Origin of the sequence: Actinophytocola sp. (assembly GCF_035634895.1) — a bacterium.
Classification (GTDB): domain Bacteria; phylum Actinomycetota; class Actinomycetes; order Mycobacteriales; family Pseudonocardiaceae; genus Actinophytocola.
In genome coordinates, this window is the sequence record NZ_DASQCC010000231.1 from 1 (window position 1) to 26552 (window position 26552).

General features: G+C 70.7%; 15 protein-coding genes. 5 read left to right on the top strand and 10 right to left on the bottom strand.

Going from position 1 to position 26552, the window contains the following annotated elements; translation table 11 throughout:
* A partial coding sequence (locus VET29_RS35955) for an MFS transporter (protein ID WP_324929260.1) occupies window positions 1-957 on the bottom strand: 957 nt, incomplete at its 3' end.
* Between the two features lie 304 nt (window positions 958-1261).
* Complete coding sequence (locus tag VET29_RS35960) at window positions 1262-1762, bottom strand: DUF3558 domain-containing protein (RefSeq protein ID WP_324929262.1); 501 nt, start codon at window positions 1760-1762, stop codon at window positions 1262-1264.
* A 102-nt stretch (window positions 1763-1864) separates the two neighbouring features.
* Between VET29_RS35960 and VET29_RS35965 the strand changes: the two genes are divergently transcribed.
* Entirely contained in the window at window positions 1865-3532 is a 1668-nt protein-coding gene (locus VET29_RS35965) for an Hsp70 family protein (protein WP_324929264.1), read from the top strand.
* A 78-nt stretch (window positions 3533-3610) separates the two neighbouring features.
* Entirely contained in the window at window positions 3611-4597 is a 987-nt protein-coding gene (locus tag VET29_RS35970) for an aldo/keto reductase (RefSeq protein ID WP_324929267.1), read from the top strand.
* 2 nt (window positions 4598-4599) lie between these two features.
* Here VET29_RS35970 and VET29_RS35975 read toward each other — a convergent pair whose 3' ends face one another.
* Entirely contained in the window at window positions 4600-5697 is a 1098-nt protein-coding gene (locus VET29_RS35975) for an endo-1,4-beta-xylanase (protein ID WP_324929269.1), read from the bottom strand.
* 451 nt (window positions 5698-6148) lie between these two features.
* On the opposite strand from VET29_RS35975, the gene VET29_RS35980 reads away from it, so the two are divergent.
* Window positions 6149-8080, top strand: a complete 1932-nt coding sequence (locus VET29_RS35980; RefSeq protein ID WP_324929271.1) for an NPCBM/NEW2 domain-containing protein — start codon at window positions 6149-6151, stop codon at window positions 8078-8080.
* Window positions 8081-8118: 38 nt separating this feature from the next.
* Here the strand turns inward: VET29_RS35980 and VET29_RS35985 are convergent, their stop codons facing one another.
* Window positions 8119-10437, bottom strand: a complete 2319-nt coding sequence (locus VET29_RS35985) for a hypothetical protein (RefSeq protein ID WP_324929273.1) — start codon at window positions 10435-10437, stop codon at window positions 8119-8121.
* 184 nt (window positions 10438-10621) lie between these two features.
* A complete protein-coding gene (locus tag VET29_RS35990) occupies window positions 10622-12934 on the bottom strand; it encodes a hypothetical protein (protein WP_324929275.1) in 2313 nt (770 codons plus the stop codon).
* A 212-nt stretch (window positions 12935-13146) separates the two neighbouring features.
* On the opposite strand from VET29_RS35990, the gene VET29_RS35995 reads away from it, so the two are divergent.
* Window positions 13147-16071, top strand: coding sequence for an ATP-binding protein (locus VET29_RS35995; RefSeq protein WP_324929277.1), 2925 nt, complete (start codon window positions 13147-13149; stop codon window positions 16069-16071).
* 53 nt (window positions 16072-16124) lie between these two features.
* Here the strand turns inward: VET29_RS35995 and VET29_RS36000 are convergent, their stop codons facing one another.
* The 5 genes from VET29_RS36000 to VET29_RS36020 form a co-directional block, all read right to left on the bottom strand.
* Complete coding sequence (locus tag VET29_RS36000) at window positions 16125-18851, bottom strand: AbfB domain-containing protein (protein WP_324929279.1); 2727 nt, start codon at window positions 18849-18851, stop codon at window positions 16125-16127.
* A 22-nt stretch (window positions 18852-18873) separates the two neighbouring features.
* Window positions 18874-20676: a glycoside hydrolase family 76 protein gene (locus VET29_RS36005; protein WP_324929282.1), complete on the bottom strand. Its 1803-nt coding sequence runs from the start codon at window positions 20674-20676 to the stop codon at window positions 18874-18876.
* Window positions 20673-23462 (bottom strand): RICIN domain-containing protein, encoded by a 2790-nt coding sequence (locus tag VET29_RS36010; RefSeq protein ID WP_324929284.1) that lies wholly within the window; start codon window positions 23460-23462, stop codon window positions 20673-20675. Before VET29_RS36010 ends, VET29_RS36005 begins: the two co-directional genes overlap by 4 nt.
* 44 nt (window positions 23463-23506) lie before the next feature.
* The gene (locus tag VET29_RS36015; RefSeq protein WP_324929286.1) at window positions 23507-24490 is read right to left on the bottom strand and encodes a LacI family DNA-binding transcriptional regulator; all 984 of its coding nucleotides are present in this window, start codon (window positions 24488-24490) and stop codon (window positions 23507-23509) included.
* 171 nt (window positions 24491-24661) lie between these two features.
* Window positions 24662-25072, bottom strand: a complete 411-nt coding sequence (locus VET29_RS36020; protein WP_324929288.1) for a hypothetical protein — start codon at window positions 25070-25072, stop codon at window positions 24662-24664.
* Between the two features lie 401 nt (window positions 25073-25473).
* On the opposite strand from VET29_RS36020, the gene VET29_RS36025 reads away from it, so the two are divergent.
* On the top strand, window positions 25474-26547 hold the full coding sequence (locus VET29_RS36025) for a chromosome segregation protein (RefSeq protein WP_324929290.1): 1074 nt from the start codon (window positions 25474-25476) through the stop codon (window positions 26545-26547).
* Window positions 26548-26552 lie beyond the last annotated feature (5 nt).

A 26552-nucleotide genomic window follows, 5' to 3' on the forward strand; every position in this document is an offset into this window, starting at 1 on the left:
CACCGCCGCGCTCGTGATCATGCCCGCCTCGATCAGCATGATCACCGGCAGCCCGGCGGCGCCGGCCGGGACGAAGGCCAGCCAGACCACCCAGAGGGCGCGGACGGTGCCGCTCACCACCAGCACCCGGTGCTGGCCGAACCGCGCGGCGAGTGGCCGGGACAGCCGGGCACCCGCCAGGCCGCCGAGGCACGGCACACCGAGCGCGAGCCCGTACTGCCACGTCGTGAAGCCGAGCTCACCGAGGAGCAGCACGGCCAGCAGCGGCGCGGTCGCCAGGATCAGCCCGTTGACGAGCGCGGTGTTGAGGAACAGCGCCCGCAGGCCGGGATGGCGGAGGATGTGGCGCCACCCGTCGCGGACCGCCGGCCGTTCGGTGCGCCGAGCCGGCGGCGGCTCCTCATGGGCTATGGAACGGAGGGTGAGCGCCGAGCCCAGATAGCTGACGGCGTCGGCCACCACGGTCGTCACCGGGCCCAGCAGCCCGATCGCGGCGCCGCCGAGCGGTGGGCCCAGCGCGGTGGCGGTCCACATGGTGGTCTCGAACCGGGCGTTGGCGGTGAGCAGGTCCTCGGACCGCACCAGCGTCTTGAGGAAGGCACCGCTCGCGGCGGTGAACACGATGTTGGCCGCGGCCACGACGACCGAGACGCAGACCAGTTGCGCGAGTGTCGACAACCCGAGCGCGTAGACCGCCGGCACGGACATCAGCGCCGCGAACCGCAGGAGGTCCATCGCGATCATGACCGGCCGCCTGCGCCTGCCCTCGACCCACGGGCCGAGCGGCAGGGCGATCAGCGCGCCCGCGGCCGGGCCGGCCGCGGCGAGGAGCGACACCTCGGCCGGGCCCGCGGCCAGCGTGAGGACGGCGATGATGGGGAAGGCGTCGAGTGCGAGCCACGTGCCCGCGGTGCTGACGGCGTAGGCCGCCCAGAGCCGGCTGAAGTCCCGATCCACGGGGTCGATCAAACCCACCGGCGCGCCGGTGATCAAACAACCGGGCGCACAACAAGTGGTTGTCGGCCAGTGCCCTGATCGTGGTGAGGGTCCGCGCCATCGCTACTCACACTCGAACGTCCGGGGAGGGGCAACGCCAGCGGTCGGCAAGGGCTCCGGTGCTCCACTGTCCGGATAGGACTGCACGGCCGGGACGGGCGCGTCGCGGTACCACGTCACGACCTTCGTGCACTCTCGGTCAGCCGGCGGTCACGCTCCTCTTTGGACGAACGCACGGAGCGTTCCGCGGACGGCGGTGAACACATCAGCCCGCCGCGGGAAGTCGTGTGATCACGACCGTCAGCAGCTCCTGCAGCGCGGCGCACGAGTCGGGCTCGCCGTCGTGCATTGTCGCCACCAACGCCTGGTCCGCGGCGACGCCGACGTCATAGCGGCAGAACTTGCCGCGTGCCGTGAACGTCTCGAGGGCGGGGTAGCCGAGCAGTCGCACCTGGCTGGTCGTCGAGTCGCGGTTCCTGGTGAGATCGGACAGTCCTTTCCCACTGGTGAACGCGGTGACCTGTGCGGATGAGGCGTTCGAGCCGGTCCAGCGGCAGTTCGCGCCGAGCTCGTCCTGTCCGGGCACACCCGTGTCGAGGCCCAGCGTGGTGCGGGCGGTGTCGTCCAGAAAGGCGCAGGGGTCGATGCCGACGAGTCCCTTCGGCGACTCGACCGGTGGCACGGTGGGCTCCGGTGCCGGCTCGCCGGCGCCGCAACCGGCCACCGAGAGCACTGCTGCCGCGGTGACCAGCAGGCGAACAATCACGAGACTTCCCTCCGCCTTGTCATTTCTCGTCCTATCGAATTTTCTGTAACGTTCTCGGGCCCGGACGCGTCTTCCCTAGCAACGTTTCGCTTGGAGGCGAGCATGAGTTACCGGGTCGGAATCGACTTCGGCTCCACGTTCACCGCGGCGGCGGTACACCGCGACGGTGAGCAGGCGGCCGAGCTCGTTCCGTTGGGGGACAACAGGGCCTCGGTGCCGTCCGTTGTGTTCGTCGCGTCCGACGGCGGGCTGGTCATGGGTGACGCCGCGGCCAGACGGTCCGTGACGGACCCCGGCCGGGTGGTCCGCGACGTCAAGCGCCGGATCGGCGACGAGACGCCGCTACTGGTCGCGGGCGCGCCGATCGAGGCGCACACGCTCGCGGCCTGCTTCGTGCGCTGGGTCGTCGACCGGGTCAGCGAGCGCGAGGGGCAGCCACCCGAGGGCCTGGCGTTGACCCACCCCGCGTCCTGGGACCGGCACAAGCGCGCCTTGATGATGGAAGCCCTTGTGGCGCAAGGCATCGGTGCGACCAGGCTGGTGCCTGAGCCGGCGGCGGCCGCGTTCGCGTACGCGGCCACGCGGGAGGTCCGGCCGGGTGCCGCGGTCGGCGTGTACGACCTGGGTGGCGGCACGTTCGACGCGGCCGTCGTGCGCCGCCTCGACGACGGCGGGTTCGAGCTCGCGGGCCGTCCCGAAGGGATCGAGTCGCTCGGTGGCGTGGGCTTCGACGACGCCGTGTTCGCGCACGTCCGCGCCGCCGTCGGTCCACAGTGGACGTCGCTGGACTTCGACGACCCCCTGGTGCGGACCGCGGTCGCCACGTTGCGTCGCGAGTGCACGGAGGCGAAGGAGGCGCTGTCCGCCGACACCGAGGTGACGATCCCCGTGATGTTGCCCGGCGTGAGCACCCGGGTGCGGATGGTGCGCACCGAGCTGGAACAGCTGGTGGCGCCGGCGATCGCGGAGACGGTCGAGGCCATGCGGCGAGCCTGTGCGTCGGCCGGCCTGCGTCCCGGGGACCTCGCCGCGGTCCTGCTGGCCGGTGGGTCGTCACGGATTCCGCTGGTGGCCCAACAGGTGTCGGCCGCGCTGGATCGTCCGGTCACCGTGGACGCCGATCCGAAGGCCGTGGTGGCGAGCGGGGCCGCGCTGTCGATCGCGCCCGTGACCGTCGCGCCGCTGCCGTTGTCTCTGCCCTCGGCGACGGTCATCGGGCCGGCCGTGCCGCGCCGGTGGTCCAAGCGCGGCCTGATCGTGGGGACGGGGATCGCGGCGTGCCTCGCGGCGCTGATAGCGACGGCGAGTGCGTTGGGACCGGACCTTCTTCCCCACCACGGCGCCGCGGCGGACACGGGCGACCGGCCGCGCGAGGTCGTGGACAGGTCGCCGATCGGCAACCCGCGGGAGAACGACGACCCGTGGACGGGGGAGCCGTACAAGAGGACAACCCCACCGGGGCCGACCCGGCCGGGCGCGCAGCCGGCGGACGCGAGCCCCGAGTCGCTGACCCCCACGCCCACGACCGGCGTCGACCGGACCGCCCAGATAGAAGGCCAGCCGTCGACTTCGCCGTCGAGTAGTCAGGTCACCGTGGAGTCGTCACTGCCCGGCAGCGGCCGCGACCCCAGCGGCAGCCCGTCGGTGCCGGTGTCCGTGCCCGAGCCGCCGAGTTCGAGCGTGCCGCCGTCCTCCCAGCCCTCGGTGGAGTCCAGCGCCCCGCCGGTCGAGTCGTCGGCGCCGCCGGACGGCACGCCGGACTCGCCGTGACCGTGGTGGACCTGTCCGTCCTCGTGGTCGTCGTCGGCGGCGGGGCGCAAAGATCCACGGGGCACTACGCTGGGGTCCGTGGAAGATCGAGTGCTTGGCCGGACCGGTCGGAACGTGTCGGTGGTCGGCCTGGGTTGCTGGCAGCTCGGCGCTGACTGGGGACACGTGGACGACGCCGACGCGCTGGCCGTCCTGCATGCCGCCGTCGACTCCGGGGTCACCTTCCTGGACACGGCCGACGTGTACGGGGACGGCCGCAGCGAGCAGCTGATCAGTCGGTTCCTCGCGGAGCGGCCGGGGGAGGTCATGGTCGCCACGAAGTGCGGTCGGCGCGCCGACCCGCACGTGCCGGCGGCCTTCACGCCCGCGAACCTCCGCGCGTGGATCGACCGCAGCCGCGCGAACCTCGGCGTCGAACGGCTGGACCTCGTACAGCTCCACTGCCCGCCGACGCCCGTCCTCGCCGACGACGAGGTGTTCGACGCCCTCGACGCCCTGGTCGCCGAGGGGCTCCTCGCCGCGTACGGCGTGTCGGTCGAGACCTGCGACGAGGCACTCACCGCGATCGCCCGGCCGGGAGTGGCCAGCGTGCAGATCATCCTCAACGCCTTCCGCCGCAAGCCGCTGGAGCGGGTGCTGCCCGCCGCCCGCGAGGCCGGTGTCGGCATCATCGCCCGCGTGCCGCTGGCCAGCGGTCTGCTGTCCGGCAAGTACGACGAGCACACGATCTTCGCCGCCGACGACCACCGCACGTACAACCGGCACGGCGAGTCGTTCGATGTGGGCGAGACCTTCTCCGGCGTGCCCTACGAGGTGGGCGTGACGGCGGCGCGGTCACTCGCCGAGGTGGCGACCGGGCTCGGGGTCGACACGGCCGCGCTGGCGTTGCGCTGGGTCGTCGACCAGCCGGGGGTCAGCGTCGTCATCCCTGGTGCGCGCAACGCCGGCCAGGCCAAGGCCAACGCCGCGGCCGCCGAACTGGATCCGCTCGCCGCCGACACCCTCGCCGCTGTCGAGGGCATCTACGACGAGCAGATCCGTCAGTACGTGCACGACCGTTGGTGAGGTCAGTGCCTTCCGGCCAGGGTGAGGACCGCCTGTAGCTCGCTGTAGCCGGGCTTGGCGGCGAAGTTCTCGTCCAGCAGGTTGGCCGCGCCCTCCCCGTCGAAGAAGCCGGGCACCCACGAGTACTTGTCCGTGAAACCCCACACCGTGAACGAGTTGCAGCGCTTGGCCAGCAGGCAGCCCTGCAGCAGGACGCTGTAACCCTGCGCCTGCGCCTGGAGCTTCGGGTTGTCGGTGGGCATGATCATGCGCACGTCCGCCTCGGTGACCGCGGTCTCCAGGCCGAGCTTCTCGAAGCGGGCGAAGTTCGCGGCGACACCGCTGGCGGTGTGGAAGCCGAACTGCACCCCGTAGTGTCCCTGCGCGCCGAAGCCCTGCACCGGAACACCCTGTGCCAGCAGGCTTTTCGCGAGCGCCAGGTAGGCATCGCTCTTCGCGCTGACGCCCTCGACGTTGTAGTCGTTGAGGAACAGCTTGGCCTTGGGGTCGGCCTGGTGCGCCCAGCGGAACGCGTCGGCGATGTAGCCGGGGCCGAGCTCACGCAGCCAGATGGTGTCCCGTAGCTGGGCGTTGTCGTCGATGACCTCGTTGACGACGTCCCACTGGTAGATGCGGCCGCGGAAGTGGCGCACCTCGTCGGTGATGTGCTTGCGCAGGATGGCACGCAGCTCGGTCGCGTCGATCTCACCGGAGTCCACGCCCTGGGTCAGCCAGGCCGGGAGCTGGTTGTGCCACACGAGGGTGTGACCGCGAACCTGCTGGCCGTTGCGCCGCGCGGCGGCGAGCAGCTCGTCGGCGGCGGAGAAGTCGAGCTGGCCCCGTTGCGGTTCGACCACCTCCCACTTCATGACGTTCTCCGCGGTGATCGAGCTGAACTCGGTCCCGATCCGGTCGCGGTAGGTCGCGTCCGAGGTGAACGCCGCGTGGTCGACCGCGGTGCCGATCAGGAGCTGCCGGCCGGCGAGCTCGCGTAACGGCCGGTCGGGGGAGGAAGCGGTCCCGGCCGCCGGAGCGGGTGAGCCAGCGGCCGGGAGTAGTGAGGCGATGACCAGGGCGCCGGCGAGGAAGCTGGCGGCTGTGGCGACACGGGACACCTTCATGCGGAGCTCCTCGACGACGACGGCGGGAACATGACCGAAAATTTCGGGGATTTGTCGGTATCGCGAGGGGAACGTTAAGACTCGATCTGGCTCTGGTCAAGCCCAACGATATGAAACAACTCCGAAAGTTTCAGCAGGTCAGGCCGTAAAAGTTCTTCGTCGGAGCCTTATGTCGCCGCGTCCCTGAGGAGGATCGGCGTCTGTCCTTTGTGGAATCACGCTGCTCTCACAGTTGGTCCACTGTGGACTCCGGCTCCGGCGGACGGCGGAGGGTGACGCGAGGCCGTGGGCTCGGAAGCATAGTCGTCCGGCGTGTCGACAGGTAAGCCTTTTCCTGGGAGCGCCTCCGGTTTACGCTGCGAACACATCCGATCTTCGGGGGTGACGGCCAGGTGAGCGTGCACAGCTGGACGGCACACGTTCCGGTCGACCACGAGAAGAGGCCCTGACCATGTTCCCAGGACTGCGCCACGTACTGGTTGCCGCGCTCGTCGTGGTGGGGCCACAGGCGGCCGCATCGTCCACAGTGGAGGGACCGCCGCTCGCGCCGACCCCGCCGATGGGGTGGAACAGCTGGAACAAGTTCCAGTGTGACATCGACGAGGAGCTCATCCGCGAGACCGCCGACGCGATGGTGTCGTCCGGCATGAAGGCCGCCGGCTACGAGTACGTGAACATCGACGACTGCTGGATGGCTCCGCAACGCGACGCGGAGGGCCGCCTGCAGGCCGACCCGGTGCGCTTTCCCGGCGGTATCCGGGCGGTCGCCGACTACGTGCACGCACGCGGGCTGAAGCTCGGCATCTACTCCTCGGCCGGCACGAAGACCTGCCAGGGCCTGCCGGCGAGCCTCGACCACGAGACGACCGACGCCGCGAGCTTCGCCGAGTGGGGCGTCGACCTGCTCAAGTACGACAACTGCAACAACCAGGGCCGGCCCGCCCTCGCGCGGTACACGGCGATGGCCGACGCGCTCGCGGCGACCGGGCGGCCCATCGTCTACTCGATCTGCGAGTGGGGCCAGAACAAGCCGTGGGAGTGGGCCGCACAGGTCGGCGGGCACTACTGGCGCACCACCGGCGACATCTCCGACCGGTGGGGGAGCATGGTGTCCATCCTGGACCAGCAGGTCGGGCTGGAGTCGTACTCGGGGCCGAACGCGTGGAACGACCCGGACATGCTGGAGGTCGGCAACGGCGGCATGACCACCGACGAGTACCGGGCGCACATGAGCCTGTGGAGCATCCTCAACGCGCCGCTGATCGCCGGCAACGACCTGCGTTCGATGGACGCGCAGACCCGCGCGCTGCTCACCGACCGGGACGTGATCGCGGTCAACCAGGACTGGGCCGGCGTACAGGGCCACAAGATCGCCGACAGGGGCGACCTCGAGGTCTGGGCGAAGCCCATGTCGAACGGCGGCGCCGCGGTCGTGCTGTTCAACCGCGGTGTGGCCGGCGCGCAGGTCGCGACGACGGCCGCCGCGCTCGGGTTGCCCGCGAGGCCGTCCTACGCGATGCGTGACCTGTGGGCGGACACGACGGTCGTCACGCGGTCACGGGTGCGGGCCTCGGTGCCGCCGCACGGCGCGCGGATGTTCGTCGTGCGGCCGGGCAGACTCGGGAGTCCCGCGGTGGCAACGGATGTCGTCGACGACACCGGCGGCTACGCAGAGCCGGGCGAGACGTTCAGCGCCAGCGTACGGGTGGCCGACGACGGGCTGCTGCCGGTGACGGACGTGCGGGTCGCGCTCGCCGCGCCGGAAGGGTGGACCGTGCGCGCCGACGGCCGCACCCGGGTGCCCGTGCTGTGGCCGGGACGGACCGCGACGGTGCGGTTCACGATCACCACGCCGGCCACGGCCGAGAACGGCACCCACGCCCTCACCGCCGACGTCCGCCACCGCGGCGGCCGGCTGCCCGGGTACGGCGCGGTGTCGATCGCGACCAGACCCGTTGGCACACCGTGGCTTTCGGACCTCACCCCGGTGAGCGCGCAGGTCGGCTGGGGCTCCCTCGGCGTCGACCGGAGCGTGGACGGCCACACCCTGACGATCGCCGGGGTCACCTACGCCAAGGGCATCGCGCCGCACGCGGCGTCGGAGATGAAGTACTACCTGGGCACGCACTGCTCGCGGTTCACCGCAGGCGCCGGTATCGACGACGAGACCGGCGGCCGCGGCTCCGTCACGTTCACCGTGCTCGGTGACGGGAAGGTGCTGGCCGACACCGGTGTGGTGACCGGCGGCCAGGCCGCGGTGCCGGTGGACGTGGACGTCACCGGCGTGACCGAGCTGGTGCTGGTCGCCGGCGTCGGCCCGGACAACAACAACTACGACCACTCGGAGTGGGTCGCGCCGCGGCTGACGTGTGCCGGCGCGTGAGGTCGCGCCGGCCAGCACACCGTTGCCGCTGACGGAGGTCAGCTGGTGGGCACGATCGCGTAGCCGGAGTAGGACCTGCCCGCGACGCCGGTGGCGTCCGGCAGGCCGAGCACCCGCACCGGCTGCGCGGTCTGCTCGCTCGGGTCCTCGCCGAGCGAGCCGAAACCGTTGTAGCCCCAGGCCCACACCTCGCCGTCGCTGCGCAGCGCGTAGCCGCCGGCGTCGAAGCTCGCGACCTGCGTGACGTCCGCGACGCTCACCTGCACGGGAACCCGGGACTCACAGGGGAACGAGGGGCAGTCGGCGCCGTTGCCCAGCTCGCCGGACGCGTTCGACCCCCACGACCACGCGGTGCCGTCACCACGCACCGCGTACCCGTTCTCGGCGCCGCCCGCGATGCTGGTCACCCCGGTCAGCGTCGACACCCGCACCGGCACGCGCGACAGGCACGGTGCGCCCGAGCCGCACGCCTGGCCGTTGCCGAGCTGCCCGGACCCGTTGTAGCCCCACGCCCACACGGTGCCGTCGGCCCGCCGCGCGTAGGAGGCGTCGCCGCCGCTCGCCACCGCCGTGACCGTCGCCAGCCCGCTCACCGGCACGGGCACCGCCGAGAGCTGGGCGTCCGAGCCGTTGCCGAGCTGACCGTTTCCGTTGTAGCCCCAGGCGAAGACCGTGCCGTTCGAGCGCACGGCGTACGCGGTGTACCCGGCGGCCGCGATCGCCACGACGCCGGTCATCCCGGACACCTGCACCGGCACGGTGGAGTTCGCCGTGGCGCCGTTGCCGAGCTGGCCGTACGAGCCGAAACCCCATGACCAGACGGTTCCGTCGTTGCGCAGCGCGTACCCGGTCTCGTTGGCCGCGGCGATCGCGGTGACCCCGGTCAGCCCGACCACCGGTGCCGGCAGCGCCGACCCGCCTCCCGCCGAGTAGGCCGTCGCCCAGCCGTTGCCGAGCTGCCCGGACACGTTCTCCCCCCACGCCCACACCGTTCCGTTGGCACGCAGGGCATAGCCGTTCGACGAGCCGCCGCCGGCGACCGCGCGCACCCCGGTCAGCCCTGCCACCCGTGCCGGCGACGGCGAGTCCGGCACGGTCTGCGCGGTGCCCAGCTTCCGGTTGACGTTGTCGCCCCAGGAGTAGACACACTCGCTCGTGCAGACCGGGTCGAGCGCGGCGAACACGCCCGCGAGGTCGGCGATCAGCTGAACATTGCCGGAGAAGTTGAAGAACTGCACGCCGATGGACCGGTTCACCTCCACCACCGCGGCGTTCGACGTGGTCTGGCCGGCGGACAGGTTGAGGTTCGAGCCGTCCGGCGGGGGATAGCTCTGGTCCTCCGACCACGCGGTCACGAACGTCGGTGCGCTGGCGTCCACGCCGGTGATGTTGAGGACCACCCCCGTCGTGGTCGGAGGCAGCCCCCGGGCGGAGAGGTCGAGCCCCCTGATCTCCCGCGGCCCGAGCGGGCCGGCAGGGGCGCCCGTGCCGTCCCGGGTGTCGAGGACCCGTGTCGGGCCCATCGGCACGAACATGGCGCCGTAGTCGGGCGTGTAGAAGCCGGTGAGGTCCGCGATCAGATCGACCGTGCCGGCGTTGTTGTGCAGGCTCACCTTCCGGTCCGCGCCGACGGCGACCGTCACCAGGTTCGGCCGGGTGTCGCCGGGGGGAACGTTCACATTCGAGACGGTGGGCCGGTTCGTGCCCGCCGGCCACGCGGTGACGACCGTGTCGGCGGTCGGGTTGGTGGCGGTGAGGTTGAACGTCACCGCGGTCGCCGACGCCGGGATCCGGTTGACGAGGTCGAGGGTACGGATACCGCCGGGGCCGAGCGGGCCGCCGGCCCCGCGGGTGTCGAGTGCGCGGTTCGGCGGCAGCGAGGTGAACCTGGCCCCCGCGCCCGTCGCGTAGTAGCCGGCCAGGTCGGCGACCAGGTCGATGGCGCCGACGTGGTTGTACAGGTTGACCGAACGGTTCGTGCCGAGCGTGACCGTGACCTGGTTGGCGCGGATGTCCCCGGGGGCCATGTTCAGCGTCGAGCTTCCTGGCCTGGTCGTCCCGGCCGGGAAGACGGTCACGAACGTCGCCGAGTTGGGGAGAACGCCGGTCACGTTGAGGACCACGGCCGTCGCGTTCGCCGGCACCTGGGCCGACAGGTTCACCGCGACGCTGGTGCCGCCGATGACCGGGCCGTTGCCGTTCCGGGTGTCCAGGACCCGGACGGGGGACAGCGACGTGAAGGTCGACGGGGCCGCGTCCGCCAGCGCCGCCGCCGGCTTCGCCTGCGCCGGCGAGCCGGCGAGGAGCAACCCCGCGGCGACGACCGTTGTCAGCGCACCACACAGCATTCGACGCATCTCAACCTCCCAGGTTCGGCACAGTCGCGTGGCCGGACCGCCATCCGCCGGCGGCCGAGTCGCCGGCAGGTGGCGTCGCCCCACGCCAGGACGCGGATGACCACACCCCGGCGGTATCGGCGACGATGTGCACGCTCCCATTGTGGTTGTCCAGCACGGTCGCGGGAAGGCGGCCGGCCGCATGTCAGTGCCCCGGGCTCGGGACGATCGCGTAGCCCGCCGCCGAGCCGCCGCCGACGGCGCTGACGCCGCTCAGGGCGGCGACCGGAACGGGCACCGTCGAGTGGTCGGGCACGGCGGCGTTGCCGAGCGCGGAGCGCGAGTTGGCTCCCCAGGCCCGCACGGATCCGTCGGTCAGCAGCGCGTAGGCGCCGAAGTCGAAGGCGGCGACCTGTGCGACGCCGGAGAGGCCCGGCAGCGGGACCGGCACCCGGGACCCGCACGGCCCGGCGGTCGGGTCGCACTCGACCCCGTTACCGAGCGCGCCGAGGAAGTTCCCGCCCCAGGCCCAGACACTGCCGTCGGTCCGGCGCGCGTAGCCGTTGTTGACGTTGCCGGCGACCTCGATCACCCCGGTCAGCCCGGAGACCTGGACCGGCACCCGCGACACGCAGCCGGCAGGGCTCGGCGGGCAGGCCGTGCCGTCGCCGAGCTGCCCCGCGCCGTTGTCGCCCCAGGCCCAGACGGTGCCGTCGGCACGGAGAGCGAAGGCGCCGTTGTCGCGTCCGGTGATGCCGGTGACGCCGGTGAGGCCCGCGACCTGGACGGGTACGGGCGAGAACTCGACGTCCGATCCGCTGCCGAGCGCGCCGGTGCCGTTGTGGCCCCAGGCCCACACCGTGCCGTCCGCGCGGAGGGCGTACCCGGTGCCCCAGCCGCCGGCGATCGCGACGACGTCCGCCAGCGCCGACACCTGGCGTGGCGTGCTGGCGTCGTCGAGTCCGCCGGTGCCGAGCCGGCCGGCCCAGCCGGCGCCCCAGGCCCAGACCGTGCCGTCGGCGCGGAGTGCGTAGGCGCCGTCCCCGCTGCCGGCGATCGCGGTGACGCCGGTCAGGCCCACCACCGGAACGGGCACCGCGGAACCGCCGCCCGTCCAGCCGTTGCCCAGCTGCCCGCGTCCGTTGTCGCCCCAGGCCCGGACGGTGCCGTCGGTGCGCAGGGCGTACCCGTTCGACCCGCTGCCGCCGTCGACCGCCCGCACGCCGGCCAGGCCGGCCACCGGGGTCGGCGTCGGCGAGGCGAACACGGCCTCGGCCGTGCCGAGCGCCCGGCCCGAGTTGTCGCCCCAGGCGTGGGCGCAGTCGGCCGTACAGGGCGGCTCGCCGACCACGGCGAACACCCCGGCCAGGTCGGCGACGATGTGCACGTTCCCAGCGAGGTTGTAGAGCTGGATCCCGCGCACCGGCCCGAAGGCGACCGCGGCGGCGTTGGCGGCGGTCTGCCCGGCGGACAGGTTGAGCGTCGAGGCTTCCGGCCGGTCGGCGTTCGAGGCCCACGCGCTGAGAAAGGTCCCAGCGGTGGCGTCGATGCCGGTGATGTTGAGGACCACACCGGTAGCGGTCAGGGGCAGGCCGTCCGCGAGGGGCACGTCGATCGTCCCGCCGGCGCCGACCGGGCCGGCGCCGTTCCTGGTGTCCAGCACCCGGGTCGGGGCCCGCGGGAGGAAGGAGGCGCCGTAGTCGGGGGAGTAGAAGCCGGTCAGGTCCACGATCACGTCGACCGTGCCGGCGTTGTTGAAGAGACCGACCTTGCGGTCCGCGCCGAGGGCCACCGTGACGAGGTTGGGCCGGGTGTCGCCCGCGGGAACGTTCACATTCGAGGAGACGGGCCGGTTCAGGCCGGCGGGCCAGGCGGTGATGACCGTGCTGGCGGTCGGGTTGGTGGCCGTGAGGTTGACGGTCACGGCCGTCGCGGACGCCGGCACCCGGCCGGTGAGGTCGAGCACCCGGGACCCGCCGGGGCCGAGCGGGGTGGAGCCCCGGGTGTCGAGCACCCGGCTGGGCGGCAGGGCCGTGAACCGGCCGCCGGCGCCCGTCGCGTAGTGACCGGCGAGGTCGGCGACGATGTGCACGTTCCCAAGGTGGTTGTACAGGCGCAGCGTCCGGTCCGCACCGAGCGCGACGGTGACCTGGTTGGCCCTGATGTCGCCACCGGGCAGGTTGAGGCTGGACGCGGCCGGCCGGCTGGTCCCACCGGGGTAGACCGTGATGAAGGTGGCCGCGGTCGGCGTCACCGCGGTGACGTTGAGAACCACGGCGGTAGCGGTGACCGGCACCTGGGCCGCGAGATCCAGGGTGATGGCCGTGCCCGCGCCGACGGGGCTGGTGGACCCGCCCGTTCCCGTGCCGATCCTGGTGTCGAGCACCCGTACCGGCGAGCGAGGTGTGAACGTGGACATTGCTGGATCGGCGGCCGGCTCCCCGCTCGCCGGGTTGCCGGCGAGCGGAACACCGGCGACCAGCACCATCGTCACGCCGACGACCCCCACCCGACGCACGACGGATGCCCCCCAGTTTGTCCAGTCCGACCCCGGACGGACGCTAGCGAACGGCCACAAAGGGAGCTACCGCCTTTCGGCCCAGTGGACTGAGGGCGAGGCCGCGACGACATCGTCGCGCGGCGTCCGCCCGGGCACGTCAACGAGCCCGTCGTTTCGGTTCAGTGGAACCACTGATGTCTCGGCTTCGTGCGTTTACCAGAGTAACCGCCATGCACGAACGGCCGACATCGCACGGAATGATGAAGGACTGGGTCCAGGTGCTCTGTCGAAATCCACGGACAGGAAATACCGTGAGGGTTTTGACGCCCCGGCAAGGTCGTGACGAGGAGCGGGTGAGCGTGCCGGACACCAGCGAGCTCGTAGGCAGAGATGCCGAGCTCACCTTGCTCAGCGAGTTCGTGGACGATGTCGTCAGGGGAACCGGTAGAGCCCTGTTGATCGAGGGCGAACCGGGAATAGGAAAATCCTCGACGGCCCGAGCGGTCGCCGCCGCGGCCCGGCAACGGGGTTGCGACGTCCATCTGGCCGCCGCCGAGGAACTGGGACAGGCACTGCCGTTGCGACCGATGCTGGACGCTCTCGGTTCGCTGGAACCGGACAGGCAGCCGAGGTTGGCGACAGTCCTGCGGCTGCTCCGTGGCGAGTCCGACAACACGATGGACGCGGCCGCCGTTGCGGCAGAGCAGATGTTCGCGTTGGTGTCGGAGCTGTGCGGCGCGGCTCCAACCGTTCTGATCATCGATGATCTGCAATGGGCCGATCTGACGACGATCAGCGTTTGGGAAAGGCTCGCGCGATCAGTCGGTCGGCTGCGCCTGTTGTTGATCGGCCTCCAGCGGCCAGTGCCCCGACGTGCCGAGTTGACGGCCATGCGGCGCGTGGTGGGTGACCACAGGATCATGAGACTCAACGCCCTGCCCGACACCGCAGTCGAGCGACTCGTGGCCGCCCTGTCTCGGGCGCAACCGGGGAGAAGCCTGCTGCGCGTCGCCGCTGACGCGGCCGGCAATCCGTTGTACCTGACGGAGTTGGTTGCCGCACTCAGTCGTTCGCGCCGCCTTGAGCTGAGCGATGCCGGGGTCGTCGAGGTGTCCTCCGGCCCGGTGCCCGGCTCGCTCTTCGGCGCGATCGCCAACCGCCTCGACTTCCTGGAACGCGACGTTCGGGAAGTGCTGCACGCGGCCGCGCTGCTGGGCACCGAGTTCCTGGTCGCCGACCTTGCGATCGTTCAGAACTGTCGGGTGGCCGACCTCGTCGGCTCGATCGACCAGGCCCGCGCGGCCGGTGTGCTGGGCGATGCGGGGGAGAAACTATCGTTCCGGCACCCGTTGATCCGCTCGGCCCTGTACGACGAGATCGCCGCCCCGGTGCGATCGGCATGGCACCGTGACGCGGCGAGAGCACTGGCGCAGGCAGGCGCGCCGGTCGATCGAGTGGCCGGACAACTCCTGCAGGCTGTCACGACGCCGGACGCAGGCCCGTTGGATGAGGTGCTGCTGGATTGGCTGGCAGGTGCGGCGTCCACACTCGTCGCGCAGTCACCACGCAGCGCGATCGGCCTGCTACGAGAGGCATACCGCCGGTCGCCGGTTCAGACCCATCGCGGAGCCTGGCTGGCGGCCCGACTCGCCGAGGCCCACTACCGATTGGGGGATTCAACGGAAGGCGAACGGATTGCCAGACAAGCAATGGTAGTGGTTTCTGACCCAGATCTCCTTGTCGATCTACACTGGACGGCGGCGCAGTGCCGGGCATTTGCGGGACGCGCGGACGAGTCGATCGAGTCCGTGGACGAAGCAATCGCGTTACCCGGAATTTCCCAACGGCAGCACGCCCGGTTGTTGGTGCTGGCCGCACGAGCACACCGAGATCTGGGAGAGGTTGCGGCAGCAGGAGAAATCGCTACCAAGGCCCTGTGTGCCGCCGAAGCGGCGGGCGACAACTGGGCGTTGGCCTGGTCGCTACATGTGAAGATCGTCGTCTCGATAATGAGTGGGGACGTTGCTGGCGCCTTGCCGCTGTTCGAGCGTGCTCTCGACGTGGTCGGGGACGATGCCGCACTCACTGATCTAAGTCTGTTGTTGCAACTCAACAAGTCCGTCGCGTTGGGCAATCTCGATCGAAACGACGATGCGGTGAGTGCGGCGATGCGAGTGCGTGAACAGGCGGATCACAGCGGAAGCCTGGTTCGGTTGGCGCAGGCGCGGAGTGCCCTGGGGCAGTTGTTGTTCAAGGTCGGTCACTGGGATGACACGCTCAGCGAAGTGGCCGCGATAACCGACGACATGAAAGATCCGGCCACCACCTGTTGTGATCGAGGATTGGCCGCGAAGATCATGTTCCATCGAGGTGACATCGCGGCTGGGAGAAGCAACATTGGCTTGGCTGAGGCGTGTGCCGGCCAGATAGGTACCCGAGTGGTGTCTTCCTTGGTGCTGGCCCGTTGTCTCGATCACGAAGTGGCGGGTGCTCCAGAACAGGCCCTGGCAGTACTGAACGCGTGTCTTGCCGGCCCTGAAGAGCTTGACGAGGTCGAGGACCTTCTACCGGAGGCTGCACGGCTCGGGGCTTTGATCGGTGCGAACGATGTGCTGAAACACGTTGTGGCCCAGACCTCTGCGCTCGCACAGCGGTCGCGAGTGCCGCACCAGATCGGTGCCATGGCTTACTGTCAGGGGTTGCTGGAAGGAAGTTCCTCGTTGTTGCTCCTTGCTGGGGAGCGGTACGGGGAGGCTGGGCGGCCGCTGCTTCAGGCCCGAGCCTTGGAGGCGGCGGCGCTCAACCTTGCCGGGCAAGGCGACCGAGGGGCGGCCCGGTCGGCCTTCCTGCGAGCCGACGACATCTACGACGAGCTGGGTGCGGCGTGGGACCTCGCCAGGCTGCGGGCCGGGTTCCGGCAGTACGGGATCCGCCGAGGTCCGCGGACCAGGCATCGGCAGGTACTGTCCGGTTGGGACAGTCTCACGCCCAGTGAGGCGAGGGTCGCCGAACTGGTTGCCGAAGGGTTGTCCAACCGGGAGATCGCTGGGCGGCTCGTACTGTCGACCCGCACCGTCGAGTCTCACGTCTCGCACATTCTTGCCAAGCTGGGGGTGCGGTCTCGCGTCGACATTGCTCGACGGGTGGCCAACTAGTGGGGGGAGACCTGCGGCGGCCGCCTGGGGGAGGCGGCCGCCGCGGGACTTTGTCAGGACAATGGGGCGCTGACGGCCCAGCTCACATCCTGTCCGTACGACGACGGGTTGTCATACGCGTGAGTGCCGCTGTTCGACGCCACCCACACCTCCTCCGCGTAGTGCCGGACGTTCGTCCCCAACTCGTTGATCGACGCCAGCCGCACGCCGCCGGTGCCTGGTTGTGCGCAGAACGTCGCGTCTCGGCGGAACAGGTCGGTGTTCTCGTTCGCCGACAGGCGCAACCGGAAGTTCTGGTGGCGGAGGTAGCTGTTGGGGAAGTTGCGGGACTCCAGCGAGTAGCAGCTGGGGTCCGCCAGACCGGCACGTACCACGAACGTCGCGTCCTGTTTGGACACCGCGTCGCTCGTCGACGTGATGACGTCGGTCCTGGCCAGGCTGTCGCGATGCCTCAGGTAGCGATCCGTGAAACCCGGTGTCGTCACCCGGAACGACACCGCCTGGTCCCTCGGCAGGTCCGCACCGCTGCGCCACAGCGCAATCGTCGCCGCCCACGTCGTGTCCTCCGTGAACGTGGACGCCGTGTCCCACGGGTTGGTGCCGCCCTGTCTCGCCAGGTACACCGACTCGTTGTAGTGCCTGATGAACGCGCCCGGGTTGTTGTACGACTCCAGCGCGGTCGCGCCCCAGCCCGCCCTCGGGCAGAACGTCGCGTCGGCCGCGAAAGCCGTTGTGCCGTCGGTGGGATCGACGCGGATGCGCAGGCTGGCGTTGCGCAGGTAGCGGCCCGGGAAGTTCCTCGACTCGAACGAGACGCACGACGCGCTCGCCAGGCCCGGCCGCACCCAGAACGTCGCGTCCTGCTTCAACTGGTCGCCGTTGTCGACGTCCGTCCTCGCCAGGCCGCTCTGGTGGCGCAGGTACCGGTTGGTGTAACCGGGAGTCGTGACCCGCAACGACACCAGCTCGCCCCGGGACACGTCGGTGCCCGCCGCGGCGCCGAGCACGCGCTGGTTCACCGCCAGCACCCGGGACGCCGTCATCTTCAGCACCCGGCGGTCGTAGGTGTAGAAACCGTTGACCTCGTTCTCCACATCGTACGGTTCCGTGTAGACGGACGCGGACAGTCCCCGTGTCTGCACGAAGCGCGCCACCTCCGACGTGATCGTCTCGTACCGGGTGGTCAGCGAGTTCTCGTCGGTGTACAGGTCACCGTAGGCGAAACCGTTGCCCGGCGACCACTCGCTGCCGGTCACCCGCCGGCCAAGGCCACCGTACTCACCCAGCACCGCCACGTGTGTCGTGTCCGGTAGGCGGGTGCCGCTGGACATCTGGTAGCCGTGGTCATCGATCACGTCGCCGTTGGTGGGGCTGGGGTCCGACACGCAGCAGTTCGAGCCGGAGTTGTGGTTGATCAGCCTGGTCGAGTCGATCGACCGGACCAGGTCGACTATCCGTGCGTTGTCGTACTCGCCCCAGCCCTCGTTGAACGGGATCCACTGCACGATCGACGTGGTTGCCTTGAGCTGGTTGACGATCCGCTGCAGCTCGGACTCGTAGTTCGCGTGGCTCGCCGCCGGCGTGTCGTCGACCGCGTCCAGTGCCGGCATGTCCTGCCACACCATCAGGCCGAGTCTGTCCGCCCAGTAGTACCAGCGCGCCGGCTCCACCTTGATGTGTTTGCGGACCATGTTGAACCCCAACGCCTTCTGGCGTTCGAGGTCGAACCGCAGCGCCTCGTCCGTCGGCGCCGTGTAGATGCCGTCCGGCCAGAAGCCCTGGTCGAGGGTGCCCAGCTGGAACACGAACCTCCCGTTGAGCAGCGGGCGCATCACCCCGCCGACCACGGCCTTGCCGAGCGAGCGCATGCCGAAGTACCCGGTCACCGTGTCGGTGCCCATGGTCACCCGCAGGTCGTACAGGTACGGGTCGCTCGGCGACCACAGCCGCGCACTCGGTACCGGCACCCGGAGATGTGCGCCGACGGTGCCGGTGGCCGTGCCCACCACGGTCCCGCCGGCCAGCACCTCGGCGCGGACCTGCTGGCCCGCCGTGCCCTGCACGACCAGGTCGAGCACGCCGCCCGGGACGTCCGGGGTCGTGTCCAGCCGGGTGACGTGGTTGGCCGCCACGGGTTCCAGCCACACCGTCTGCCAGATGCCCGACGACGCCGTGTACCAGATGCCGCTGGGGCTGCGGCGTTGCTTGCCGATCGGGAACAGGCTGCCGTTCACGGGTGAGTACGCGCCCACGATGATCTCGTTGGCGCCGGCCCGGAGCGCACCGGTGATGTCGAACGAGAACGCGTCGTAGCCGCCGGTGTGCGTGCCGACCTGGGTGCCGTTCACCCACACCCGCGTCTCCCAGGTGACCGCGCCGAAGTTCAGCAGCACGCGCCGGCCGCTCCAGGTGGACGGCACGGTGAACGTCCTGCGGTAGAACATGTAGTCCTCGTGGCGCTGGATGCCCGACAGCCCCGACTCGATCGGGTACGGCACGAGCACGCCCTCCGGCAGCGACTGCCCGACCGGCGGCGTGTTGATGTTCGACGCGCCGGTGAACTCCCACACGCCGTTGAGGTTCTGCCAGTCCGTGCGGACCAGCTGCGGGCGTGGGTAGTCGGGCAGTGCGTTGGTGGGGGAGACCTGGCTCGTCCACGGCGTGGTGAGTGGCGGCGCCTTCGGCTGCCACGTCGCCGCCTCGGCCGTGGGGGTGATCACCAACACCGTGCTCGCGGCGATGAGGAGGCCCGCCGTCGCCGTCAGTATCCGTCTGAACATTGTTTACTCCTGGTGCAGGGGTTTACGCGGCGACGAGCGCGCCGAGGCCGCTCGCCTGTGTGCGCCAGTCGACCTGGTTGGGACTGCCGCCCGCCCAGCGCTGGCCGATCCGGTTGAGGTTGTCGCGGTCACGGCTCCAGATCGAGTCCGCCTGCCGTGCCGCGAACGCCTCGTACTGCGCCGATCCGGTCACCGACGCGAGGTCGGCGAGGTATCGGCTGAAGATGCCCTTGAACTGCTTCTGGTTGTCGTCACAGCTGTTCTGGCCGGTGTCGCACGACTCGGTCAGCACCCCGTCGCGGGTGAGCCCGGTGAGTGCCGCGTCCCCGAGCCGCCGGGCCGCGTCGAGCAGCGTGGTGTCGCCGGTGGCGCGCCACGCCTCGACGAGCCCGCCGATGGCCAGGCCCTGGTTGTAGGTCCACACCGTCTGACCGTTGTTGCGGCAGTCGCCCGTGAGCCCGTCGTTGACCAGGCCCGCGGAGTTGATCATCCCGCTGTTGAGGAACCAGGTCGCGGCGGTGCGGGCCCGTTGCAGCCACACGGTGTCACCCGGGGTGCGGTTGTGCACGGACGCCACGAGCCGTAGGTACAGCCCGGCGGTCACGGCGTTCTTGTAGGTGCGTTCCCGGTTCCACCAGACCCCGCCGCCACACGTGCCGGTGTCCCAGTACTGCTGCACGTAGTTCGCGATCGTGGTCGCCATGGCGAGGTAGCGCTGCTGGCCGGTGCGGTCGTAGGCCGCGACCCACGTCAGGCCCCACCACGCGCTGTCGTCGATCGCGCGGCTGACGAAGTTGCCCTCGATGGGGTCGGTGCCGCGCACCCCGGCGGCGAAGACTCCTTTGTTCTGGTCGAATGTTCGCGCCGTCACCCAGTCGTAGGCCGGGTCGCCGTGGTCGATCAGCGTGGTGAGCGTCGCCGCCGAGTTCCACCAGCTGCTCGGCCACCAGCCGGGGTAGGGGTCGTAGGAGTACATGAGCGCGTCCGCCGCCGCGCGTGCCCTGGTGGGCGCCGGGCGGGCCCAGGCCGTGCAGCTGCCGCTCTGCCCGGTGACGGCCCGCCCGCAGGCACGGACGACGCCGCCGTAGAGCCGGCCGCGCGGATCACGGGTCGCGAACATGGTCGTGCGCGTTCCCACCGCGCCGGCCGCCACCGGGACCCGGCCGAGCGACGAGCCGTCCGGCCACGTCGCGCCGCCGTCCCAGGAGCGGTCCAGCCAGATCTCGTCGCCCTGCGCGCCGGCCTCGATGCTGCCCCACGCCATCCCGTTCTGGTCGACGTGCAGGCGGATCACGCGGCCGGACAGCGTCGTGGCCGGCACCGGCTGGAGGTCGCCGTTGGCCTGGCTCGCGTCCGTTCGGTCGCAACGCGTGTCGCACACCGTCGGGTACACCCAGTCCGTGCAGCCGACAGCGTTCGCGTCACCGCACGCCCTGATCAGGCCGCGCCGGTGGTTGCGTGGATCGGCGACGTTGTACATGAGCGTGCGCGTGCCGGTCCACGTCGACGGGATGGTTGCCTTGCCCAGCAGGCCTTCCCACGTCGCGCCGCCGTCCCATGACCGGTCCAGCCACACCGCGTCGCCGGTCACCCCGTTGTCGATGCTGCCCCACGCCATGCCGTCCACATCGGACACGTGCAGCACGAGGCGGCGGCCGTTGAGGTTCTTCTCCGGCACCGGGAAGATCTCCTGATGGGTCTGCGACGGGTCGAGCGTGTCACAGGACAGGAAGCACACCGCGGCGTTCACGCTCACATCGGCGGTCGCGGCCGTGGCCGGCACCAGCGCGGCCACCAGGACCGCGACGATCATCAGCGCTCTCACAGCAACCTCCATACGTGGTCGGCGGTGCCGGTGTCGGCGAACTGGACGACCTGTGCCGAGTCGGCGTAGGACATCACGTCCACGCCGAGCACCTTGCCGGAGTTCGCGTTCTGCAGCCGCCACAGCCCGTCGAGGTCGGCCCGCAGCCGCCACAGGTGGTCTCGCGTCCCGTTGTCGGTGAACTGCACGGCGATCGCGGAGTCCGCGGTCGACATCCGGTCGATGCCGAGCACCTTGCCGGAGTTGGCGTTGCGGACGCGGAAGTACCCGTCGGCGTCCGGCAGGAACCGCCACAGGTGGTCGGGTGTGCCAACCGTGTCACCGTCCGCGTACTGCACGACCCGTGCCGAGTCCTGAGTGGACATTCCGTCGACCGCGAGCACCTTGGTGGAGTTGAGGTTCTGGATCCGCACGTCACCGTCGGGGATGATCCGCCACAGGTGGTCGGCGGTGCCGTTGTCGTCGTACTGGACGACGTGCGCGGAGTCGGCCGTCGACATGACGTCCACGCCGAGCACCTTGCCCGAGTTCCGGTTGCGCAGCCGGAACCAGCCGTCGCCGTTGTCGGTCAGCTCCCACACGTGGTCGGTTGTGCCGTTGTCCGTGAACTGCACGGCGTGCGCGGAGTTGGCGGTCGACGCGCCGTCGACGGCGAGGACCTTGCCGGAGTGCACGCTCTGCACCCGGACCCGGCCGTTGCCCAGGTCGACAAGCCGCCACAGGTGGTCGGCGGTGCCGTTGTCGGCGAACTGCACCACGTGCGCCGAGTCGGCCGTCGACATCTGGTCGATCGCGAGCACCTTGCCGCTGTTCTTGTTCTGGATCCGGCACGCCGGACCGGGCGTGCCCCAGGTGCGGCTGCCGCCGGTACGCGGGAAGGTCGTGATCCGCAGCCGCGCCGCACCCATCGGGACGAGGGTGATCCGCTCCACCGGCGTGCCGGTCGCGACCTGACCGCCCCGCAGCGTCCCGACGACGTTCTCGCTGTCGGTGGTCCAGTCGGGAATCCGCTGTGCGGACACCGTGATCCGAACCGGTGCCGTCGACACGGTGAACGGGTCCGCGATGTTCCCCCCGGCGGTCACCACGGGCTGGGGGTCGGTGGTCAGGCCGTAGTTCCACGCCGTGCCGGACGTGACCTCCCACTCGGGCCACGCGTCGGTGCCGGCGTACCGGCGCCACTGCTCCGCGAAGCCCAGCGAGAACGTCAGCGGCCCGTATGCCACCGACACCGCACCGCTGCTCCACGACCGTGTTCGCGTGCTCATCGGCAGCGTCAGCACGACGACGTCGCCCTGCTGCCAGGTGCGGTCGACCGATGCGAACCGCGGGCCGCCCGAGATGGCCACGGCGGCGCCGTTGACCGTGAGCCGCGGGTTCGCGCACCACCCCGGCACCCGCAGCGCGAGCGGGAAGGCCGCCGGCCGGGACATGGTGAACGCCAACGTGACGGTGTCGGAGAACGGGTAGCCGGTCGTCTCGGTGATCGTCACGGGTGTACCGGCGACGGTCGTGGTCACGGTCGACGGCCCGTAGAGTGCGGCGGCGAGCCCGCCGTCCGGCGTGCCCAGCCACATCTCCTCGACGAAGTACGGCCAGCCCTGCCCGTAGTTGTGCGGGCAGCAGCGGTAGTCCGTCACACCGGGCTTGTAGGCCTGCATGGCGAACCCGTTCTGGAACTGGCGGCGGGTCTTCGCGGCGTTGTCGAGCCGCACCGAGTTCGCGCTCGTCACGTAGTGCGTGACCCGGCCGGCCGGGTCCAGGGCCGCGGGCAGCGAGTTGAACGCGAGCTCCTCGGTCCGGTCGGCCCACACGGGGTCGCCGGTGATGCGGGTGAGCAGTTCGTGGCTCGCCATGAACTCGACCACGCCGCAGGTCTCGAAACCCTGCCGCGGGTCGCCGTACCCGGGGCGGGCGTTCTCGTCGCCCGCGAACCCGCCGCCGGGGAACTGGCCGTAGGTTCCCGTGATCGTGTCGTAGTTGCGGTAGGCGGCGTCCCGGTGCGTGGCGTCGCCCGACAGCCGCCAGAACTGCGCGGGCTCCCGGAAGCCCTGCGCGATGTTCACGTTGTGCAGGCTCGCGATGCCGCCGGTCCAGTTCGCCGACAGCCGGTGGATCCGCTGCGCGAGGTCGAGCAGTGTCGCGTCGCCGGTGCGTTCGTACAGCCAGAAGACGACGTCGAGCGTGTCACCCCAGCGGGTGTGGCCCCAGCCGTCGACGAACACGCCGTCCGGCTGACCGGCCATGAAGTGGAAGAAGCGGGTGAGGGCGTTGTCGATCCTGGTGTCGCCGTGGTACTCGGCCCACGACCGCAGCGCGTGCAGCATCGGCATGTGCGGCCACAGGTCGGCGTGACCGCGTTCGGCGGTGCGCAGGCGGGTGGGGCCGAAGAACCCGTCGGACGCGGCGGTCGCGAGGACCGCGTCGACCCAGCGTTGGGTGTCGGCCAGCACGCGGGTGTCGCCGGTGACGTAGCCGAGGTCGCCGTACCCGCGCAGCCAGTACGGCAGCTCCTCCCAGCCGTCGAGGTCCGGGTGGACCCAGCCGGTCTGGTCGAACCGGAGATAGCCGGACACCTCGGGGTAGCGGCCGCACAGGCCGTTCAGCTGTTTGTCGAGTTGGGTGGCGAGCCAGCCCTGTGGGCGCACCGCGCCCGGGGGGAGCCGGCGGAAGGCGGCCGGCCGGAGCGGGCCCCTGGTCGGTTGGGCGGCGGCGGTCGACGGTAGGAGGGCAGCGGTCGCGGCGAGCGCGCTGCCCACGATGAACGTACGTCTTTGTACTGTCATGGTTGCTCCAGGTGCAGGGGGTTCCTGGCGCGTATTCGGTTGTCCTACGGGGTGGTGCTCTCCCTGACCGCCAGGGCGAACGGGATCTGGACGTCCTGTGGCGGGAGGTCGGTGTCGCCGCTGGCGCGGCGGTGGACGAGGTCGACCGCGGCTCTCGCGAGCGCGGCCTTGTCCGGGGCGATCGTCGTGAGCGCGGGCACGCTGTAGGCGCTGTGCTCGGTGTTGTCGAACCCGACGACCGCGATGTCGTCGGGGACGCGGCAGCCGCGGTCGACGGCCGCGCGGATGGCGCCGAGCGCGAGCATGTCGTTGAAGCAGAACACGGCGTCGGGTGGGTCTGGGAGCGCCAACAGGTCGGTCATGGCCTCCGCGCCGTCGCGGTGGTGGTAGCGCATGGCGGAGGCGACGATCTCCGGCAGGCCTGCCTCGGCGAGTGCGCGCCGGTAGCCGGCGAGCCGCTGGGTGGCCGTGCCGCGGGTCGGGTGCTGGCCGATGACGGCGATCCGGCGGCGGCCGAGGTCCAGCAGATGCCGGGTGGCGGTGTAGGCGGCGGTGACGTTGTCGATGCCGACGTGGTCCAGCGGCAGAGCGAGGGGATGCTCACCGAGCAGCACCACGGGCACGCCGGGCATGGCCACGTCCGCGGTCTCGACGGCCTGCGGGCTCACGATGGCGCCGTCGACCATGTGCGAGCCGAGCGCGGCGATGGTCTCGCGTTCCCGGTCGCGGTCGCCCTGGGTCTGCTCGATGAGCACGTTCCAGTCCCGCTCGGCCGCGGCCGCGATGACCCCGCCGGCCAGCTCGCCGAAGTAGGGGATCGACAGCTCCGGCACGACGAGCGCGATGAACCCGGTGCGGCCGCGGCGCAGGTTGCGGGCGCCGATGTTGGGCCGGTAGCCGGTGGCGACGAGCGCGTTCTCGACACGGCGCCGGTTCTCCGGCTTCACGAACGCGTACCCGTTGACCACGTTCGACACCGTCTTCACGGACACCCCGGCGAGTACCGCGACATCCTTCAACGTGGCCATGTATTGCTTTTACAACGTTGTGCCAACGATGTAAAGGCCGCCGGCGCGGCGATATCGCCCGATTGTCGGTTCGCCGTGACCCGGTGACGTGCTACGGGACCCGCACCGGCAACGTCCGGAGCTTGTTGACAAGCAGTGATGGCTCGCGCTCGTGCAGCTGCACCATCGAGGTCAGCTCGTCCTCGGACAGGCGGTCGTCACCGTCGCGGGCTCTATCAGCGCGGAGAGCAGGTCGTCGGCCGGGGTGCGGCGCTTGTCCTCGATGAGTTCGCGGGTGAACGCCAGCATCGTGCGTGCCGAGGTCGCGTAGGCCTCGAACGGGGCGACGCCGCCGGCGAGCATCGGACCGATCCAGCCGCGGACGTCGGTGCGTGCCTCGGGTGGGATGCCGAGCAGATCGCAGAAGACCGTCATCGGCAGCGGGTGCGCGAAGGAGCCCATCAGGTCCGCCGCACCCGTGGTGATCAGCGACGCGGCGAGTGCCTCGATGCCCGGGGCGAGTCGCTCGACCTGGCGCCGGGTGAAGGCCATGGAGACGAGCCTGCGCAGCCGGGTGTGGACCGGCGGGTCCGCGGGGAGCATGTGGTGGTTCAGCCGGCGGAGGTCTCGGGCTCCAGCTGGTCGACATAGGGCGCTTTGTCTGGACCGCCCCTGATCAGCCGCGGGTCGGCGAGCGCGGCGCGCGCCTCGGCTTAGCCCGTGATCACCGACGCGGGCACGGTTGTCGGGAGCACGAGATGGTGCAGTGGTCCATTTCGCGCCAGTTCGGCGAGTGCCGTGTGTCGAGCGCCGTTCGGTATCGCCGCGAGGGATCAATGGTGTCAATCGTGCCACTGACAGATCAATGATCGATCTCGACCGCCAAGGGCCTTTACTGCCTGCGGTGACGGCTGGTAAAGGTGGAGCCGGACAGTGTTCGGCCACTCACTGTCCACAAAGGACGAACGCCCTGATTGCTCTGTGGCGGAAGGAAGTGATGGCCGGTGACTGACGTCCAGGAGCTGGTGCCGTTGCGCACGGACTTCGACGTCGTCGTGCGCGGTTACCGGCGCGGGCAGGTACGCAGGTACGTGCGCGCGATCGAGGAGGAACTGCGGCTGGTGACGGCCGATCGCGACGCCAACGCCTCGCTCGCCGATTCCCTCGCCGCGGAGATCGAACAGTTACGTGCACACAACGCGCGCCTTACCCACCAGGTCGACCAGATGTCGCGCACGCCCATCACGCCCGACGCGGTGCCACCGCGCCTGCGGCGCATGGTGGAGATGGCGAAGGAGGAGGCCGCGGAGATCACCGCCCGCGCGCAGGCGGCGGCCGAGCACAGCTGGGCCGTGGCGGAGGAGGCCGCCGGCCGGTTGCGCGCCCGGTACGCCGACGCGCTGGCCGAGCTGGACCGCACCCGCCGCGAGATGGAGGTCGAGCACAAGACCTTGTTGCAGCAGGCCAGGGTGGACGCGGCGACGATGACCACCGAGGCCGACCGGCACCGGACCGAGCTGGACGCCCAGGCGGCGAAACGCCGGGCCCGGGTGGAGGCCGACTTCGAGGTGGCCATGGCCCGGCGGCGGTCGGAGGCCATGCGCGAGGTGGCCGAGCATCGTGTGGCGGCGCAGCAGGAAGCGTCGCGCCTGGTAGGCGAGGCGACCACGGAGTCGACCCGCCTCGTCGAGGAGGCCACCACGGAGTCGACCCGCCTCGTCGAGGAGTCGACGGCCACGGCGACGCGGCTCGTGCGCGAGGCCACCGCGGCGTCGGAGCGTCTGGTCCAGAACGCGACGGCGAAGGCCGACGGTCTCGTGCGCGACGGTACGAACGAGGCGAACCGCCGCGTCACGGCGGCAGGCGAGGAGTCGTCCCGCCGGATCACCGCGGCACGACAGGAGGTCGGCAGGCTCCAGGACCTCCGGGGGCGGATGGCCGAGCAACTGCGTCAGGCGCGGGAGGTGCTGGCGGGCGCGGCACCGCTGCTGCAGTCGGCGGTCGCGGCCGTGAACACGGATCCGGCCAGTCCCACCGAGATCCCGGAGCAACGCTTGTCGGAGGGCTCGCGGGTGTAAGGCGG